Source organism: Marinobacter persicus (genome assembly GCF_900114155.1).
GTDB classification, from domain to species: Bacteria; Pseudomonadota; Gammaproteobacteria; order Pseudomonadales; family Oleiphilaceae; genus Marinobacter; species Marinobacter persicus.
The window spans coordinates 24,822-41,549 of the sequence record NZ_FOSC01000009.1; the positions used below are offsets into that span (position 1 = coordinate 24,822).

At 59.9% G+C, this 16,728-nt stretch carries 15 protein-coding genes; 9 read left to right on the forward strand and 6 right to left on the reverse strand.

The annotated features are described in order from the left end of the window. Positions 1–8 precede the first annotated feature (8 nt). Positions 9–1,028 (forward strand): NAD(P)/FAD-dependent oxidoreductase, encoded by a 1,020-nt coding sequence (locus BMZ63_RS10760; protein ID WP_091705421.1) that lies wholly within the window; start codon positions 9–11, stop codon positions 1,026–1,028. 7 nt (positions 1,029–1,035) lie between these two features. Here BMZ63_RS10760 and BMZ63_RS10765 read toward each other — a convergent pair whose 3' ends face one another. After that, a complete protein-coding gene (locus BMZ63_RS10765) occupies positions 1,036–2,520 on the reverse strand; it encodes an HD domain-containing protein (protein WP_091705422.1) in 1,485 nt (494 codons plus the stop codon). 115 nt (positions 2,521–2,635) lie between these two features. Between BMZ63_RS10765 and BMZ63_RS10770 the strand changes: the two genes are divergently transcribed. The 6 genes from BMZ63_RS10770 (at position 2,636) to BMZ63_RS10795 (ending at position 7,191) form a co-directional block, all read left to right on the forward strand. After that, on the forward strand, positions 2,636–3,817 hold the full coding sequence (locus BMZ63_RS10770) for a PP2C family protein-serine/threonine phosphatase (RefSeq protein WP_091705424.1): 1,182 nt from the start codon (positions 2,636–2,638) through the stop codon (positions 3,815–3,817). 41 nt (positions 3,818–3,858) lie between these two features. Beyond that, a complete protein-coding gene (locus tag BMZ63_RS10775) occupies positions 3,859–4,350 on the forward strand; it encodes an STAS domain-containing protein (RefSeq protein ID WP_091705425.1) in 492 nt (163 codons plus the stop codon). 50 nt (positions 4,351–4,400) lie between these two features. Further along, positions 4,401–5,462 (forward strand): NAD(P)H-dependent glycerol-3-phosphate dehydrogenase, encoded by a 1,062-nt coding sequence (locus BMZ63_RS10780; RefSeq protein WP_091705427.1) that lies wholly within the window; start codon positions 4,401–4,403, stop codon positions 5,460–5,462. Positions 5,463–5,494: 32 nt separating this feature from the next. Then, complete coding sequence (locus BMZ63_RS10785; protein ID WP_091705429.1) at positions 5,495–5,947, forward strand: SixA phosphatase family protein; 453 nt, start codon at positions 5,495–5,497, stop codon at positions 5,945–5,947. 26 nt (positions 5,948–5,973) lie between these two features. After that, the gene (locus BMZ63_RS10790) at positions 5,974–6,528 is read left to right on the forward strand and encodes a DUF1285 domain-containing protein (protein WP_091705431.1); all 555 of its coding nucleotides are present in this window, start codon (positions 5,974–5,976) and stop codon (positions 6,526–6,528) included. A gap of 201 nt (positions 6,529–6,729) precedes the next feature. Then, complete coding sequence (locus tag BMZ63_RS10795; RefSeq protein ID WP_091705433.1) at positions 6,730–7,191, forward strand: FKBP-type peptidyl-prolyl cis-trans isomerase; 462 nt, start codon at positions 6,730–6,732, stop codon at positions 7,189–7,191. A 55-nt stretch (positions 7,192–7,246) separates the two neighbouring features. Here BMZ63_RS10795 and BMZ63_RS10800 read toward each other — a convergent pair whose 3' ends face one another. After that, on the reverse strand, positions 7,247–8,899 hold the full coding sequence (locus BMZ63_RS10800; protein ID WP_091705435.1) for an electron transfer flavoprotein-ubiquinone oxidoreductase: 1,653 nt from the start codon (positions 8,897–8,899) through the stop codon (positions 7,247–7,249). 222 nt (positions 8,900–9,121) lie between these two features. Between BMZ63_RS10800 and BMZ63_RS10805 the strand changes: the two genes are divergently transcribed. Both BMZ63_RS10805 and BMZ63_RS10810 read left to right on the forward strand, forming a co-directional pair. Beyond that, positions 9,122–9,871, forward strand: a complete 750-nt coding sequence (locus tag BMZ63_RS10805; protein WP_091705436.1) for an electron transfer flavoprotein subunit beta/FixA family protein — start codon at positions 9,122–9,124, stop codon at positions 9,869–9,871. Next, positions 9,872–10,813, forward strand: a complete 942-nt coding sequence (locus BMZ63_RS10810; protein WP_091705438.1) for an electron transfer flavoprotein subunit alpha/FixB family protein — start codon at positions 9,872–9,874, stop codon at positions 10,811–10,813. 66 nt (positions 10,814–10,879) lie between these two features. Here the strand turns inward: BMZ63_RS10810 and cydC are convergent, their stop codons facing one another. Genes cydC through BMZ63_RS10830 form a run of 4 tightly spaced genes read right to left on the reverse strand, consistent with a single transcriptional unit; the run spans position 10,880 to position 16,624 of the window. Next, positions 10,880–12,505 carry a thiol reductant ABC exporter subunit CydC gene (gene cydC / locus BMZ63_RS10815; protein ID WP_091705439.1) on the reverse strand — a complete coding sequence of 542 codons (1,626 nt, stop codon included), beginning with the start codon at positions 12,503–12,505 and terminating at the stop codon, positions 10,880–10,882. Then, a complete protein-coding gene (cydD, locus tag BMZ63_RS10820) occupies positions 12,498–14,186 on the reverse strand; it encodes a thiol reductant ABC exporter subunit CydD (RefSeq protein ID WP_091705441.1) in 1,689 nt (562 codons plus the stop codon). The genes cydC and cydD overlap by 8 nt, the downstream gene beginning before the upstream one ends. Continuing rightward, complete coding sequence (gene cydB, locus BMZ63_RS10825) at positions 14,187–15,188, reverse strand: cytochrome d ubiquinol oxidase subunit II (protein WP_091705443.1); 1,002 nt, start codon at positions 15,186–15,188, stop codon at positions 14,187–14,189. Positions 15,189–15,190: 2 nt separating this feature from the next. Next, entirely contained in the window at positions 15,191–16,624 is a 1,434-nt protein-coding gene (locus BMZ63_RS10830; protein ID WP_091705444.1) for a cytochrome ubiquinol oxidase subunit I, read from the reverse strand. Positions 16,625–16,728: the final 104 nt, after the last annotated feature.

Genomic DNA, 16,728 nt, shown 5'->3' on the forward strand with positions numbered 1-16,728 from the left:
ATTTCATCATGCCAAAAGTTACATCAGATAACCCAGCTATACGCCGGATCGCGATTATCGGTTCAGGGGTTGCGGGCCTGAGCGCTGCTATTTTTTTGCAGCAGCAGGGCCACCAGGTGCAGGTGTTCGATAAAAGCCGGGGACCGGGCGGGCGGCTGTCTGCCAAACGTGTCGGTAACGGCGGCTCAGTGGATATCGGCGCCCAGTATTTCACCATTCGTAATGCCTCATTCCGGACCTTTCTCGAGCAATGGGCCGGAGAACAGTCCTTCGCCCACTGGCCGGGGCGTTTCGGTTTCCAGCACCCGGAGGCCGGCTGGCAGCCTTTTCCCGACGAGCAGCGCTATGTTGGCACGCCACGAATGACGGCTATCTCCAGGGCGCTGTCCGGCCATGTGGCGCTCAAACCGCAGGTGCGCATCAAACGGCTGATTCGCAATGGTGACCAGTGGCGACTGGTGTGCATGGAAGGCCACGAACATGGGGAGTATGATCAGGTCATTATTACCGCACCGCCGGCCCAGGCGGAAGAGTTGCTGACCAACAGCGGTCTGGCACCGCTGGCGGACAGAGTGGCCGATACCGCCGGGCAGATGCTGCCCTGCTGGGCGGTGGCGGCCCGTCTGGTGGGACGGGTTCCCCTGGACTATGAGGGTATGCGCCCGAACAGCGATACGCTTTACTGGGTGGCCAACAATGCCTCCAAGCCCGGCCGTGAGCAGGGTGGCCAGTGGTGGGTGCTGCATGCCACGCCGGAGTGGACGAACCGGCACCTGGAGACCGATACCGATCTGGTCACCCAGCGCCTGGTTGGTGCCTTCCGGGATTTGACCGGCTACCAGGACGAGGTCTCGGACACCCTTTGTCACCGCTGGCTGTACGCCCGCTCGACCGATGGCGCCTGCCCTGGTTATCTCTTGGACGAGGAACTGGGGCTTGGCCTGGCCGGCGACTGGCTGGCCGGCGGCCGGGTTGAAGGGGCGTGGGAAAGCGCGGAGCGGCTGGTTTCCGCACTGTCCCACAACTGATTGGCCGTTATTCCGTTAACTCCGCCGGCGCGCCATTGTCGACATCCGGCCTCTGGTAGAAGTGGGTGATGGTGCCGTCGCCAAATTTGGAGAAGAACGCACTGACATCTGTGATGCGTTTCAGCGACCGTTCGCGGCTGATCGGGTGGCGCTGCAGTACCTTGATGCCGTCGAAGTTGTCCTGGATGTTGGAGAAGCGGGCGCGCATGGAACAGGTCACCACATCGGCCGGGTTCAGCTGCATTTCGCCGGCCAGCCACTGGCTGTATTGCTGGATGCCTCCGGCGTCCAGGTTCTCCCGGGTGTCCAGGTGGTTCAGCTTTACCCGGTTGACGATGCAGAACGAGTAGCTTTTCGGGTGTTTGCGGGCCACCTTGCGGAAGGCTTCCCAGAAGAAGTTGTCGGTCAGCTCGGCGAAGTAGCGCATGTCGCTCAGGCAAGTATCAATCCACTCGAAGTTGTCCGGGTCTTCCAATACCTCGTTGATGGCCTCGCGGAGCAGCCAGTCAAACCCCAGGGCGGTTTTGTGAGCGTACACCTTGCGGTACATCTGGTAGCGGCTGTACACAAAGTCTTCCAGTGCACCCAGCCCCTTCTCGGTAATGGCCAGGCCCATCCAGGGTTCGGTCACCTCCCAGCCAAATCGCAGGTTGCTCAACAGATGGTCCAGGTTGAAACCGCCAATGGTGACGGAGCTGTGGAACCCGTCGCGCAGCATGTAATCGGCCCGGTCAGCATCGATTTCACCGGATACAATAGACGCCAGCAGGTCCATGACCAGTTGCGGGATGTTGTCGTTGGCGATCCGGCCGGCCACGGCATCGTCGCCGGCGATGAACTTCCAGAAGGTTTCCGCGTGCCGGCAGAAGGCCTCGCTGGGCTGTACCCGCGTGGTTTCCATGATGCCAATCACATCAACCGCATGCAGCCCGGCGCTTTCCAGGTCCACCGCGGACAGCACGTCGTGGGCCACCCGCACGGAATAATGTTCGTGTTCGAGTTCGTCCGGCTCTTCGGCAAAGTAGGCGTGGTAGTCGACGCCCTGCCACAGATCCCGGAAACGCCCGGGACGGGACATCAGCTCGCGGATGCGCCGGGCCTGGGTGAACTGGTGCGAGAAACTGGAATGGCCGCTGTCGTGCAGCAGGCAGGCCAGGCGGATGGTCTTGGCCAGGTAATCGATGGCGTCCAGCTGGCTCAGGCCCAGATCGGTGCGTTCGCTGAGCTGCCGCTCCCGCAGGTAGGCATCGATCATTGAGCGGAACATGCGGGTGCCCACGTGCATGACCCCCACGCTGTGCAGGAAACGGGAGTGGGTGGCACCGGGGAACACCAGGCTCAGGATATCGTTCTGGCAGATGTTGCGCAGGCGCTGGAACAGCGGATGATCAATCACCTGGATTTCGTGCCGATAGAGAGGAATGCCCCCGTGTACCGGGTCCATAATCAGCTTGTCGTAGGCTCCGAGTAGATCGTTGACCGCGCGTCTCATGGGCTAGATTGCTCCTGAATTGATCTCACCGGCCTTGTTATATCACAGAGGCATGCCAGAATAGGCGATAGACGGGTAATTTTTCTTTTACTGCTGGCGGGTTAGGGCAACCAACATGACATCGCGCACCGAGCGCATTCTGATTATCGACGCCGACGAACAGGCGCGGGCTGGGCTGGCCCGGTATCTCGAATCCAAAGGGTTTTACGTGACCGGGTCTGGCAAACCGGAAGACGCCCTTGCGCTGCCCGAGGATGACCTGCCCGATGTCATTTTCGCCGACCTGCCGCCAGACGCCATTCGTGAGCTTTCCCGGGAACTGGATGACAGCAACCGGTTCATTCCGCTGGTGGCCTGCACCAGCAGCGACGCCAGTACCGATGTGGTGGATGCCATGCGGGCCGGCGCCACCGACGTGCTGCTCAAGCCCTGCCAGGGTGATAAACACGCCCTGGATGATGTGATCGAGAAACTGTTTGACCGGGTTCGCATCAACCGTCTGAACCAGCTTTATCGCAAGGAACTGGAAGACACCAACCGGGAGCTGCGGACCGGCATTGCCGAGCTCCGCGCTGACCAGAACGCCGGCCGTAAAGTGCAGCTGAAGATGCTGCCGGACAAAGACCTGAAGCTCTCCGGTCTGCAGGTTGACCACCTGATCAAGCCGTCTTTGTACCTGAGCGGCGATTTCCTTGATTATTTCAAGCTGACCGACGACAAGGTGCTGGTGTACATCGCCGATGTGTCCGGTCATGGGGCCAGTTCGGCCTTTGTGACCGTTTTGCTGAAAAACCTGACCAACCGCCTTCAGCGAAATCTGCGCCGCCAGTCCAGTGATGAAATCCTGTACCCGGACCGTTTCCTGGAACGCATCAACGCCGAACTACTGGATACCGGCCTGGGCAAACACGTGACGGTGTTCGTCGGTATCATCACGATTTCCGAGCGCTCGCTGGAATACGCGGTGGGTGCGCACTTCCCGATGCCGATCATTTCCTTTGCCGATGGTGAAACCCACTTTCTGGAAGGCAGTGGGTTGCCCGTGGGCATCTTTGAGGAACCGGAATGGGAGGTGTACCGTATAAAACTCGACAGGCCGTTTCGTTTGATACTGTTTTCCGACGGAATCCTGGAAGTGATTCCGGCGAAATCCCTGGATGAAAAGGAGAAGACACTACTTGAACTCGTTTCAGGAGGTAGTCACACTATCGCATCGCTGAGCGAGGCTCTGGGATTGGACAAAATCTCCGAGCTTCCGGACGATATCGCGTTAGTATCGGTAACCGATACTCCCTAAGTGTCGGGTAACACGTCCTTTACTGAGTGGCAGTGTGTAAAATGGCTGGTTATAAGATCCTGCAGGCAGACAAGCAGGGGATATACGTCCTCAAATTTATTGGCGAAATCCGGCTGAACCTGTGTTCAACGCTGGACAATCTGGCCGAATCGATCACCCACGATCCCGAATTCAAGACGGTGGTGGTCGACCTGACCGAAACCGAGATTATCGACAGCACGACTCTGGGCTTGTTGGCCAAAATCGCCCTTGCCGCGCAGAAACAGAGCAACTTCCTGCCCACCCTGATTTCCACGAATCCTGACATCACTCGCATTGTCACCTCCATGGGTTTCGACAAGATTTTCATCATTGTCCGGGAGCCGGCGTCGCGTATTGAAGAGCTGGAGGAAATCCCGGTACTGAAAGCCAGCGAGCAGCAGGTCAGAGACAAGGTGCTGGATGCCCACCGGATACTGATGGGCATGAACAGCAAGAACCGGGAAGAATTCAAGAACCTGGTGCGCGCACTTGAATGTGAGGAAGCCGGCTGAGCGCCGGCGTTTCTCACCCAACGCTGCCCGACAGCAGAAGCGGAAAACTTATGTCAGACAATTCTCCGTCCCCGGGCCAGGGGGCGAACTCCCAAGATGTAGCAGTACTTGGTGGCGGCAGCTTTGGTACCGCCATGGCCAAGGTGCTGGGCGAGAATGGCCACCGGGTACATTTCTGGATGCGAGATCCGGCCCAGGCCGAGCAGATTCGCAACACCGGTGTTAACAAGCGCTATATGCCGGACGTGGTGCTGGAAGGCGATATCCGCCCGACCACGGATCTGGCCAGTGTGCTGCAGATATCCGACGTGGTGTTTGTGGCCGTTCCCTCCAAGGCTTTCCGGTCTTTGATACGTGATCACAAAGACGAGTTTCACGATGAGCAGGTGGTGGTCAGCCTGACCAAGGGCATCGAGGAAGAAGGCTTCAAGCTGATGAGCGAGATCCTTCTGGAAGAGATTCCCCGGTGCCGCTCCGGTGTGCTCAGCGGGCCGAACCTGGCCGCCGAGATTGTTAACCGGGAATTGACCGCCACGGTCATTGCCGCCAAGGACCCCGAGGTTCGCCGCGCCGTTCAGGAACTGTTGGGCTGCGAGTATTTCCGGGTTTATGCCAACGTGGATGTATACGGCGTGGAACTGGCCGGTGCCCTGAAAAATATCTACGCCATTGTGGCCGGCCTGGGCGCGGCCCTGAACATGGGCGAGAACGCCCGTGCCATGCTGATTACCCGCGGGCTGGCGGAGATGAGCCGGTTTGCGGTCAGCCTTGGGGCCAACCCCATGACTTTCATGGGCCTGGCCGGCGTGGGCGACCTGATCGCCACCTGCACCTCCAACAAGAGCCGCAATTACCGGGTTGGCTATGCCATTGGCAAAGGCCAGCAGCTGGATGACATTGTTCGCGAACTCGGCCAGGTGGCGGAAGGCATCTATACTCTGAAACTGGTACGGGAAAAATCCGACTCGATTGGTATCTACATGCCGCTGGTTCGCGGGCTGTATGAAATCATTTACGAAGGCGCTTCCATCAACGCCGTTATCAGCAGCCTGATGATGGCCGTGCAGAATTCGGATGTGGAGTTCATTCTTCCGCGCACCATCAGCCAGTGACGGCGGTGGGCGCCAGGTCAGAAGAGGGCGGCATGCACCTGATCATCATGCGCCACGGCGAAGCCGGCTGGCACACCAATGACCAGCAGAGGGAGCTGACAGAAACCGGCCGCCGGGATGTGGCCGACGTTGCGGCCCACCTTGCTGAATCCCCCTACCGGCCCCGGGCCATCTGGTGCAGCCCGCTCCTCCGGGCCCAGCAAACCGCCGCCATTGTGGCCGAAGTGATCAACTGCCCCATTGAAGAGAAGTCTTTCATCACCCCGGACGACGACCCGGGGTTATGCCTGGATGCACTGCTGGAGCAGCCGCCGGCTTCCCCCCTGTTGATTGTGTCTCACATGCCGTTGGTGGGCGCCCTGGCCACTTTGCTGGTTGACGCCCATCGCCGGGGCCTTCCGTTCATGCCGGGTGAAGCAGTGGTACTGGACATGCCCGTGGTGGGGCCGGGTTGCGCGGACATGAAAACCCAGTTTCTGCCCTGAGCCAGCCCTGGCCGGAGAGAGGTATTATGGAACCGGAACACATTGCCAAAAGCGTTAACTGCCATGCCGATGAAGCGCCGCCGCTGGAGAAATGGCATCCGGAACTGACCGGTGACATGGACCTGACCATCACCCGTGACGGGCAGTGGATGTACCAGGGCCACCCGATTCCCCGTGAATCGGCCACACGGCTGTTCTCCCGTATATTGCGCCGTGAAGACGATGGCGAGTTCTATCTGGTGACGCCGGTTGAAAAATGGCGGATTCAGGTGGAAGACACGCCTTTGCTGGCTCACTCTCCGACCCTGCGGGGTGAGGGTAGAGACCAGGTGCTTTCGGTAACCACTAACATGGGCGACACCCTCGACATCGGCGAGGCGCATCCGCTGGACATCGGTCACTACCCGCAGACCGGTGAACCGCGCCCGGTGGTGCTGGTGCGCGAGGGCATCGAGGCGCGCCTGCCCCGGTCTGCGTTCTACCACCTGGTGGAGCTGGCACAGGAGCAGAATGTGGACGGTGAGCCCTGGCTGGGCGTCTTCAGCCAGGGAAAATTCTGGAAAATTGGCAAGCCGGGTTGAAATACCGGATTACGTCTCTATTAATAAGGTAGAAAACGCAGTCTTTCACTTGTTAAACTGGGTTTTCACACTTGTTATCGAGCCTGGCTCTTAACGAGGCAGGTGGTCGTTAGTCCCTCTGTGCAGTCTGGCTGTTCACGATCACTTTCGATTGCCCTTTATACTTAAATACACAGTCATTGCGACACGCAAGGAGATCACATGGCCCAACCTCGTGTTGTCACCATCCATTACACGCTCACTAACGACCAGGGAGAAGAACTGGATTCCTCCCGTGTAGAAGGCCGTGAGCCGCTGTCTTACCTGGAAGGTGCACAAAACATTATCGGTGGACTGGAAAGTGCGCTGAAAGAAAAGAACGCTGGCGACCAGGCAAAAGTATCTGTAGAGCCGGGTGAAGGCTACGGTGAAGTTAACGACGAACTGATCCAGCCGGTACCGCGTTCCGCGTTTGAAGGCGTAGACACCATCGAGCCGGGCATGCAGTTCCAGGCCCAGACTCCGGGCGGCCCCCAGATCGTGCGTGTGGTAGAAGTTGGCGACGAAACCGTTACCATCGATGCCAACCACCCGCTGGCTGGTGAGACTCTGCACTTCGACGTAGAAGTTGTAGAAGCCCGCGAAGCAACCGAAGAAGAGCAAGAGCACGGCCACGCGCACTGATCTCGCTTTTTACGGTTGTACGAAAAACGGCTCCCGAGGGAGCCGTTTTTTTTGGTTACATGTTCGGGTAATTCGGTCCACCGCCGCCTTCCGGCGTCACCCAGGTAATGTTCTGGGCCGGGTCCTTGATGTCGCAGGTTTTGCAGTGCACGCAGTTCTGCGCGTTGATCTGGAACTTCTTGCCACTGCCGTCATCCGCATCCACCACTTCGTACACGCCGGCCGGGCAGTACCGCTGCGCGGGCTCGTCGTACTTGGGCAGGTTTTCGGTAATCGGGATAGACGGGTCGGTCAGCTTCAGGTGAACCGGCTGGTCTTCCTCGTGGTTGGTGTTGGAGATAAACACCGACGACAGGCGATCAAAGGTCAGCACGTTATCCGGCTTCGGATAGTCGATCTTCTTGCACTGGGACGCCGGCTTCAGCGTTGCATAGTCCGGCGTGGTGTCGCGGAAGGTCATCGGCAGGCTGCCGCGCAGGATGTTCTGCTCGAAGAAAGCGATGGCGCCACCCACCATGTTGCCGAACTTGTGCATGGCCGGACCGAAGTTGCGCTCCGCGTACAGCTCCTTGAACAGCCAGCTGTTTTCGAAACGCTCGTTGAAGGTGGTCAGCTCTTCGCCTTCCTTGCCTTCCTTCAGCGCTTCAAACACTTCCTCGGCGCCCAGCATGCCGGACTTCATGGCGGTGTGGGAGCCCTTGATCTTGGAGCTGTTCAAAGTACCGGCATCGCAACCCAGCAGCAGGCCACCCGGGAAACTCATCTTCGGCAGGGCATTGTAGCCGCCCTTGGTGATGGCACGGGCACCGTAGGCCACGCGCTTACCGCCTTCCAGGTACTTTTTGATTTCCGGGTGGTGCTTCAGGCGCTGGAACTCCTCGAACGGGCTGACATGCGGGTTCGAGTAGGACAGATCGGTAATCAGGCCCACGTACACCTGGCCATTTTCCAGGTGGTACAGGAAGGAGCCGCCGGTGGAACCGGATTCACTCAGTGGCCAGCCGGTGGTATGCACCACCAGACCCGGCTCGTGTTTGTCCGGCTCGATATCCCACAGTTCTTTGATGCCCAGGCCGTAATGCTGCGGGTCTTTGCCTTCGTCCAGTTTGAAATCACTGATCAGCTGCTTGCCCAGGTGGCCACGGCAGCCTTCGGTAAACAGGGTGTACTTGGCACGCAGCTCCATGCCCGGCATGAAGCTGTCTTTCTCAGAGCCATCGCGGGCCACGCCCATGTCGCCGGTGATAATGCCTTTAACCTGGCCATCTTCGACAATGGTTTCCGCCGCCGGGAAACCGGGGTACACCTCAACACCCAGTTCTTCGGCCTGCTCGGCCAGCCAACGGCACAGATTACCCAGGCTGATGATGTAGTTGCCGTGGTTGTGCATGTTTTTCGGCACAAGCGCGTTCGGGAGCTTGGTGGCATTTTCCTGACCTTTGAACAGGAAAATGTCATCGCGGGTAACCGGGGTGTTCAGCGGTGCGCCTTTTTCTTTCCAGTCCGGGAACAGCTCGTTCAGGGCGGTGGGCTCAAACACCGTGCCGGCCAGAATGTGGGCACCGATTTCGGAACCTTTCTCTACCACACAAACGGTCAGTTCCTGTTCGGCTTCGTTTGCCAGCTGCATGATCCGGCAGGCAGCAGACAGGCCCGCCGGCCCGCCGCCGACGATCAGAACATCAAACTCCATGGATTCGCGTTCCACGTTGGTCTCCTCAAACAGCTTGTATTGAATCTTGTCGTTGGCAAAAGCATAAACGCAATTACAGATTCAAACAAACGCTTGTTTGAATTTTGCGATTACCTTTGTCACTATCTTGATAACACCGAAACAGGTGCGTTTTGAGTCGATTTTTAGTATCGTCTCATTCCGAGGTCGGGTCAACCTGGCTGATTCATAAACTCATGGTGAAAGAACGAGGAATCTATGAAGGTTCTGGTCGCTGTAAAACGCGTTATCGACTACAACGTGAAGGTGCGCGTCAAGCCGGACAACACCGGTGTTGACCTCGCCAACGTCAAAATGGCTATGAACCCCTTCTGCGAAATTGCCGTGGAAGAGGCGGTTCGCCTGAAAGAGAAGGGCATTGCCACAGAAATCGTGGTGGCCACCATTGGCCCCAAGGCCGCTCAGGAACAACTGCGTACGGCGTTGGCACTGGGTGCCGACCGCGGCATTCACATTGAGACCGACGAAGAAGTCCAGTCCCTCGAAGCCGCCAAGCTGCTCAAGGGCGTTGTCGAGAAGGAAGAGCCGAAGCTGGTGATTCTGGGTAAACAGTCCATCGACACCGACAACAACCAGACCGGCCAGATGCTGGCTGCGCTGACCGGCATGGGCCAGGGCACATTCGCCTCCGAAGTGGTTGTAGAAGGCGAGAAAGTGAACGTGACCCGTGAAGTCGACGGCGGCCTGGTTACCGTGGGCCTGAACCTGCCGGCGGTTATCACTACCGACCTGCGTCTGAACGAGCCTCGCTATGCGTCCCTGCCGAACATCATGAAGGCCAAGAAAAAGCCGATCGATTCCATGAGCCCGGCAGATCTTGGCGTTGAAGTTGCCCCGCGCCTGTCCACCCTGAAAGTTGAAGCCCCGGCCTCGCGCCAGGCGGGCGTCAAGGTGGCCGATGTCGCAGAGCTGGTGGACAAACTGAAGAACGAAGCGAAGGTGATCTAAATGAGCATCCTGGTAATTGCTGAACACGATAACAGCAGCCTGAAGCAGGCGACCCTGAGTGTGGTGGCGGCTGCCAAGGCCATCGGTGGCGACATTGATGTGCTGGTTGCCGGTGAAAACGTAGGCGCCGTCGCGGAAGCTGCTGCCAAGGCAGAAGGCGTGAACAAGGTGCTGGTGGCCGACAACGCCGCCTATGGGCATTTCCTGGCGGAAAACCTGGGCGAGCTGGTGGCCGAAGTGGGCAAGGGCTACAGCCACATTCTGGCTGCGGCCGGCACCACCGGTAAAGACTTCATGCCGCGCGTGGCTGCTCTGCTGGATGTGGCTCAGGTCTCCGATATCACCCGCGTGGAGTCCGAAGACACCTTCGTTCGCCCGATCTACGCCGGTAACGCCATCGCCACCGTGCAGTCCAGCGACAGCATCAAGGTGATCACCGTGCGCCCGACCGCCTTTGATCCGGTGGCCGCTGAAGGTGGTTCCGCCGCCGTTGAGCAGCTGGATGTGGTGAAAGACGCCGGCTTGTCTGTCTTCGTCAGCGAAGAGAAAGCCGAGTCCGACCGCCCGGACCTGTCCTCTGCCGGCGTGGTGATTTCCGGTGGCCGTGGCATGCAGAACGGTGAAAACTTCAAGATGCTGGAAAGCATTGCCGACCATCTGGGTGCCGCCGTTGGCGCTTCCCGTGCGGCTGTCGATGCCGGCTTCGTGCCCAACGACATGCAGGTTGGCCAGACCGGTAAAATCGTTGCCCCGCAGCTGTACATCGCCGTGGGTATCTCCGGTGCCATCCAGCACCTGGCGGGCATGTCTGACTCCAAGGTGATCGTGGCGATCAACAAGGATGAAGAAGCGCCGATCTTCCAGGTGGCCGATTACGGCCTGGTAGCGGACCTGTTCGAGGCCGTTCCGCAGTTGGAAGAAGAGTTGAAGAAAGTTGTTTAACTTTCTGAAACGGTAAGAAAAAGGCACCTGAAAAGGTGCCTTTTTTGTTTCCGGCTCCGGATAATGTCAGTCCAGATGCAGCGTTCGTTCAGTGGCCAATAACGCCTCCGGTGCATGCCCCAGGCACACCAGGGTGCGGCCTTCGAGATGACGTTGTACCCGGGGCGCAATGCGTTGCCGGGTTTCGGCGTCCACGCCGGTGAACGGCTCATCCAGGATCACCAGCGGCGCCCGGCTCAGCAGCACCCGGGCCAGCACCAGGCGGCGAGCCTCGCCCCCGGACAAGCGGTTGCCGCCACTGCCCAGCCAGTTGTTCAGGCCATCCGGTTCCCGGGTAAAACGGTCAGCCAGCTCCAGCATGTCCAGCACCCGCCAGAGCTCGGTATCTGTGGCCGAGGGATTACCCAGCAACAGGTTCGCTTTCACGGTGTCTTCAAACACCACGGTGCCCTGGGTGAGATAGGCGCAGGGAGGTACCGTGAGTTCGCCGGCCAGCAGGGGCACAACCCCGGCCAGGGTATCGGCAAACGAGGATTTTCCGGTGCCGGATTCACCAATCACCCCCAGGGTTTTCCCCGGCGCCAGTGTCAGCGAGAAACCGGCCAGCAGCGGGGGATGTCCCGGGTGCCCAATGCTGGCATTGGTTAATGTCAGTGGCTGCCCGGCCGCTGCCTCGTGGCGTTCCGCGCCGGTGGGGCTTGCCACGGGCGCACCCCGGGAGCCGCCATCCTGATTCAGCCGCGCGGCGGCCGCCTCCGTGGCGCCATACTTGCCAAAGGCCTCGGGCAGCATGCCGTAAACCTCGCCCAGACCCAGCAGGGCGATGGGCAGAAGGGCCAGCACCGGGCCTGAGATGGCACCATCCTCGAACAGCGAGAAACCCAGCCAAAGTGCGACAACGGCTGACAGATTCACCAGCAGTGTGCTGAGCGCGTTGTGCCAGCCCACCCGGGCATCAATGCAAGCCTGGGCCCGGGAGAGGGAACCGGCCTCGGCCAGCAGGTGGCCGGCGTGCTCGTTTATTCTGCCGGCGGCTGTCAGCTCGGCATAGCCCTCAATATGCTCGATCACCTCGCCTCGCAGCGCTTCCTGCTGGTCGCTCAGGCGTGAAGAGAGGCGCCGGGTGCCCCGCAACACGGCCAGGGTGGCCACCAGCAGGCCTGCCAGCAGAATCACCAGAACCACCAGGGCAACCGTGCCGCTGAACAGCAGCCAGGCCAGCCCGGCGATCAGAAGGGTGATCGCCCCTGCCAGCGCCGTTGGTGCAATCAAGCGCAGGTAAAGGGTGTCCAGCGCATCAACATCGGCGGTCAGGCGGGACAGCCACTGGGCGCCGCTTTTTTCACCCCGGTGGCGATGGCCTGCACCGGCCAGCCGGTCGAACAGGGCCACCCGGATGTCGGTCAGCAGTTGCAGTACCAGGTTGTGGTTGTAAACCCGTTCCAGGTACCGGAACACCGTGCGCGCCACGGCAAAGAAACGTATCGCGCCGCCCGGCACATACAGGTTAATCGTGGCCTGAAGGCCGGCCGCCAGTGCCAGGCCGACAACGGCGGTTTCGGTCAGGAACCAGCCGGACACGGCCAGCAAGGCAATGCCGCACAACAAGGTGGCCAGAATCAATGTGGCGCCCAGTACCAGACCGCCACGGTGCCGGAAAATCAGTCGTAGCCAGGGGCGAAGTTCATGCATCCCGAACCTCCCGGTTTTCCACCACCAGCACCCGGTCGGCCAACGAGAGCAGGGCGCTGTGGTGGGTCGAGAACACCAGCGTTTTGCCCTTGGCATGCAGAGCCTTTAACGCATTGATCACCTGTTGCTCCGAATTGGCATCCAGCCCGGCCGTGGGTTCGTCCAGCAGGATAAGGTCGTAGTCCGCCAGGAAGATCCGGGCCAGACTCAAACGGCGGGCCTGGCCGCCGGACAACCCCTGGCCACTCTCGCTCAACGGACTGTTGATACCCTGTTCCCGGCCGGCAACCAGCTGATCCAGCCCCACCTGCCCCAGGGCCTGCCTGATGGCTTCATCGGAGGCATCCGGGCTGGTCAGCCGGAGGTTGTCGGCCCAGGTGCCCTGAATCCAGAAGCCTTTCTGGCCCAGCCAACCGAAGGGTTTCGCGCCCGGTGCCTCGCCGAATACCGTGGCAACCCCCGAGGCCGGGACAAGAAAGCCCGCCATCACATGCAGCAGGGAGGATTTCCCGCTGCCCGTGGGGCCGGTCAGTGCCACGCTGTACCCCCGGGGCAGGGTGAGGTCGACCTGTTCCAGCACCGGCCGGTTGTCTTTGTCGCCGTACCGGACACTGATGCCCTGAAGGTCGATCATGTTTTTGCTGACGCGACCGAGCCGGCGGTCGGTTGGCGACGGCGTTTCGCCGGTGTCGTTAAGACGGCCCAGAATCTCCGCCGCTGCCCCCATGGCCGATGCCCGGTCATGGTAGTACTGGGACAGGGTGCGCAGTGGCTGGAAAAACTCCGGTGCCAGCAGCAACACCAGCAAACCGGAAAACAGGGTGAGCTGGTCACTCGGGCCATAATCGATATAACCGAGCAGGCCGAAACCCACGTAAATGGCGATGACTGCAATGGCCACTGACGAGAAAAACTCCAGTACCGCCGATGACAGAAACGCCACCTTCAGGGTTTTCATGGTCACCCGGCGGTATTGGTCTGACCGCTTGCGAAGTGTCTCCCGGGCGCTGTCGGTCTGCCCGAACAGCTGCAGCGTGGTCAATCCCCGTATCTTATCGAGAAACTGACCGGAAAGCCGGCTGACAACTTCAAAATGCTGTTGATTCACTTTTTCCGCCCCCATGCCCACCAGGGCCATGAATAGCGGAATCAGCGGAGCGGATAACAGCAGGAAAAGACCCGCCAGCCAGTCAAGCCAGAAGACCAGGGCGAGAATCAGCAGGGGAACGATCAAAGAGAGCGTCATTTGTGGCAGGAAGCGGGCAAAGTAGCCGTGCAGCGCTTCCACGTGGTCCAGCCACTCACGGGTGAGGGAAGCCGCCGAAGCATCGGCCAGGGCCACCGGCCCCTGGCTCTGCCAGTGATTGCGCAGCTGTTCCCGGGCCTGCCTTCGGACCTGCCCGCTGGCGCGGGCGGCAAACCGGGTTTGCAGACCCTGAAAAACCGCACGCAACAGCAAGGCTGCCAGCAGCCCCAGAAAAGCAGGAATCAGCAGGCTGGCCGGTTGCTCCTCAATCACGCCCTGATGGATGATCCAGGCCAGCAGCACCATTTGCCCGATGGTGGCCAGGCCAGCCAGCGAACCGGCAACCACCGTGGCCTGAATCCAGCGCCGGCTGCCACGGGTTAAAGCTGACAGCCATTGCCGGATTTCTCGTTGCGGAACCTGTGGCTCTGCCACTTAGTGGTACCCTTCACCCGCGCGAACCTTGCCCCGGAAGACCCAGTAGGTCCAGGCGGTGTAGGCCAGCACAATCGGCACCACAAACAGCAGACCCAGCAGCAGGAACAGCTGCGATTCGTAGGCCGATGCCGCTTCCCACAGGGTGTACTCCGGCGGTACCACATACGGCCAGCGGCTGACGATCAGCCCCAGGTAAGTGGTGATGAACAGCCCCATGGTGGCCACAAAGGGCATACCCTCGGAGCGGTTACGCACGGAGCGCCAGATTTGCAGGGCGCACAGCAGGGTCAGGACCGGCAGAATCCAGATCACGCTCAGATTGGAGAACCAGCGCTCGCTAACCATCTCGTCGACGAACGGCGTCCAGACACTGATGATGCCGAACACCACCAGAACGGCGGCCAGCAGCGGCGTGGTGATGCGATACGCCCATTCCTGCAGGTGCCCCTCCGTTTTCATGATCAGCCAGGTGGAGCCCAGCAGCGCATAGCCGGCGAGCATGCCCAGGCCTGTCAGCACAGTAAAGGGGGTGAGCCAGTCCAGGGCGCCGCCCACATAGGCACCATTGGCGGTCTCAAAACCCTGGATATAGGCGCCCACCACTGCGCCCTGGGCAAACGCGGCAATGGTGGAGCCCCCGGCAAACGACCAGTTCCACAGATAACGGGAGGTGTTCGCCTTGAAGCGGAATTCAAAGGCCACACCCCGGAAAATCAGGCCGGCCAGCAGCAGGAACACCCCGATGTAGAGCGCGGGCAAAAAGATGGTATACACCAGCGGGAACGCGGCCAGCAGGCCCGCACCACCAAGGATCAGCCAGGTCTCGTTGCCGTCCCAGACCGGTGCCACAGAGTTCATCATCACGTCCCGGTCGTCTTCCGACGGGGCGAAGGGGAACAGAATCCCAACACCCAGATCGAAGCCGTCCATCAGCACATACATGATGATGCCGAAGCCGATAATGAATGCCCAGATGAGGGCCAAATCAAAGAGTTCCATAATCACTGCCCTCCTTCATTTGCCGGCACTACACGGCCGTGACTGTCGTACTCAAAGGGAACATGGGCCGCAGACCAGGGCCGGGCGGGGCGCTCGACTGACTCGTCATCGTCTTCGCCATGATCACCCTCAAGGCCGACATAAAGCACCCGCATCAGGTAATAAACACCGGCGGCGAATACCAGTGAATACACCACGATGTAACCAATCAGTGTGAACAGGGCCATGCCGCCGGTCAGCGAGGGTGTTACACCCGCAGCGTGGTCCATAATGCCGTACATCAACCAGGGTGAACGGCCCACTTCCGTGACAAACCAGCCGGTCAGCACCGCAATGAACGGTGAAATACTCATGACCCGCAGAATGTTCAGGAATACCGGAGATTGCCAGTAGCGCCCCTTGCGGCGCAGGTACAGGCCAGCCAGACCCACCAGAATCATCGCGGTACCAATGCCAACCATGATCCGGAATGACCAGAACACAATGCCCACCGGCGGCTGCTCCTCACGGGGGAAATCCTTCAGGCCGGGCACAATGCCGTCCCATTCGTGGGTCAGGATCATGCTGGCCATGCTGGGAATGCCGATTTCAAAGTGGTTGGTCTGGGCGTCCTGGTCCGGAATGGCGAACAGCAGCAGCGGCACGTTTGAACCGGTTTCCCAGTTGCCCTCCATGGCCGCCACCTTGGCCGGCTGGTGCTCCAGCGTATTCAGGCCGTGGAAATCACCCACCACCAGCTGCGCCGGGCCAATGAACAGGATCAGCCACAGGCACATGGACAGCGCCTTGCGGTTGGCTTCCACCTCGCGGCCGCGCAGCAGGTACCAGGCACTGACACCAGCCACCACGAAACTGCCGGTCAGGAACGAGGCCAGGCCCATGTGCATGAACCGGTAGGGGAAAGAGGGGTTGAAAATGGCTTCTGTCCAGGAGGTGACGTGGACAATGCCGTCACGCAGCTCGAAACCGGCCGGTGTCTGCATCCAGCTGTTGGCGGAGAGAATCCAGAAGGACGAGATGAAGGTACCGGTCGCCACCATGATCGCCGCAAACAGGTGCACTCCGGCCGGGACTTTGTTACGCCCGAACAGCAGAACACCAAGGAAAGCCGCTTCCAGGAAGAAGGCTGTGATAACCTCGTAACTGAGAACCGGCCCGAGGAAGTTGGCGGTTGCCTGGGAGAAATTACTCCAGTTGGTGCCGAACTGGAACGACATGACAATGCCCGACACCACACCCATGCCGAAGACCACGGCAAACACCTTGGTCCAGAAGCCGGACAGTTTGGTCCAGGCGGGATTGCCGGTTTTGAAGGCAAGGCCTTCGAGCACGGCAATGTACGAGGCAAGACCGATGGTAAACACCGGGAATATCGCGTGGAAAGACACCACGAACGCGAACTGTATTCGCGAGAGAATAAGCGGATCAAGCTCCATGGGAACCTCCGGTAACGCCAACTAACACCACGAGCGAGCCGGTTCGCGCCAAACTCGCCCAGCCGCTGCCATAGTTCCTTTTGTTATGTTGTTATTACCGGCAG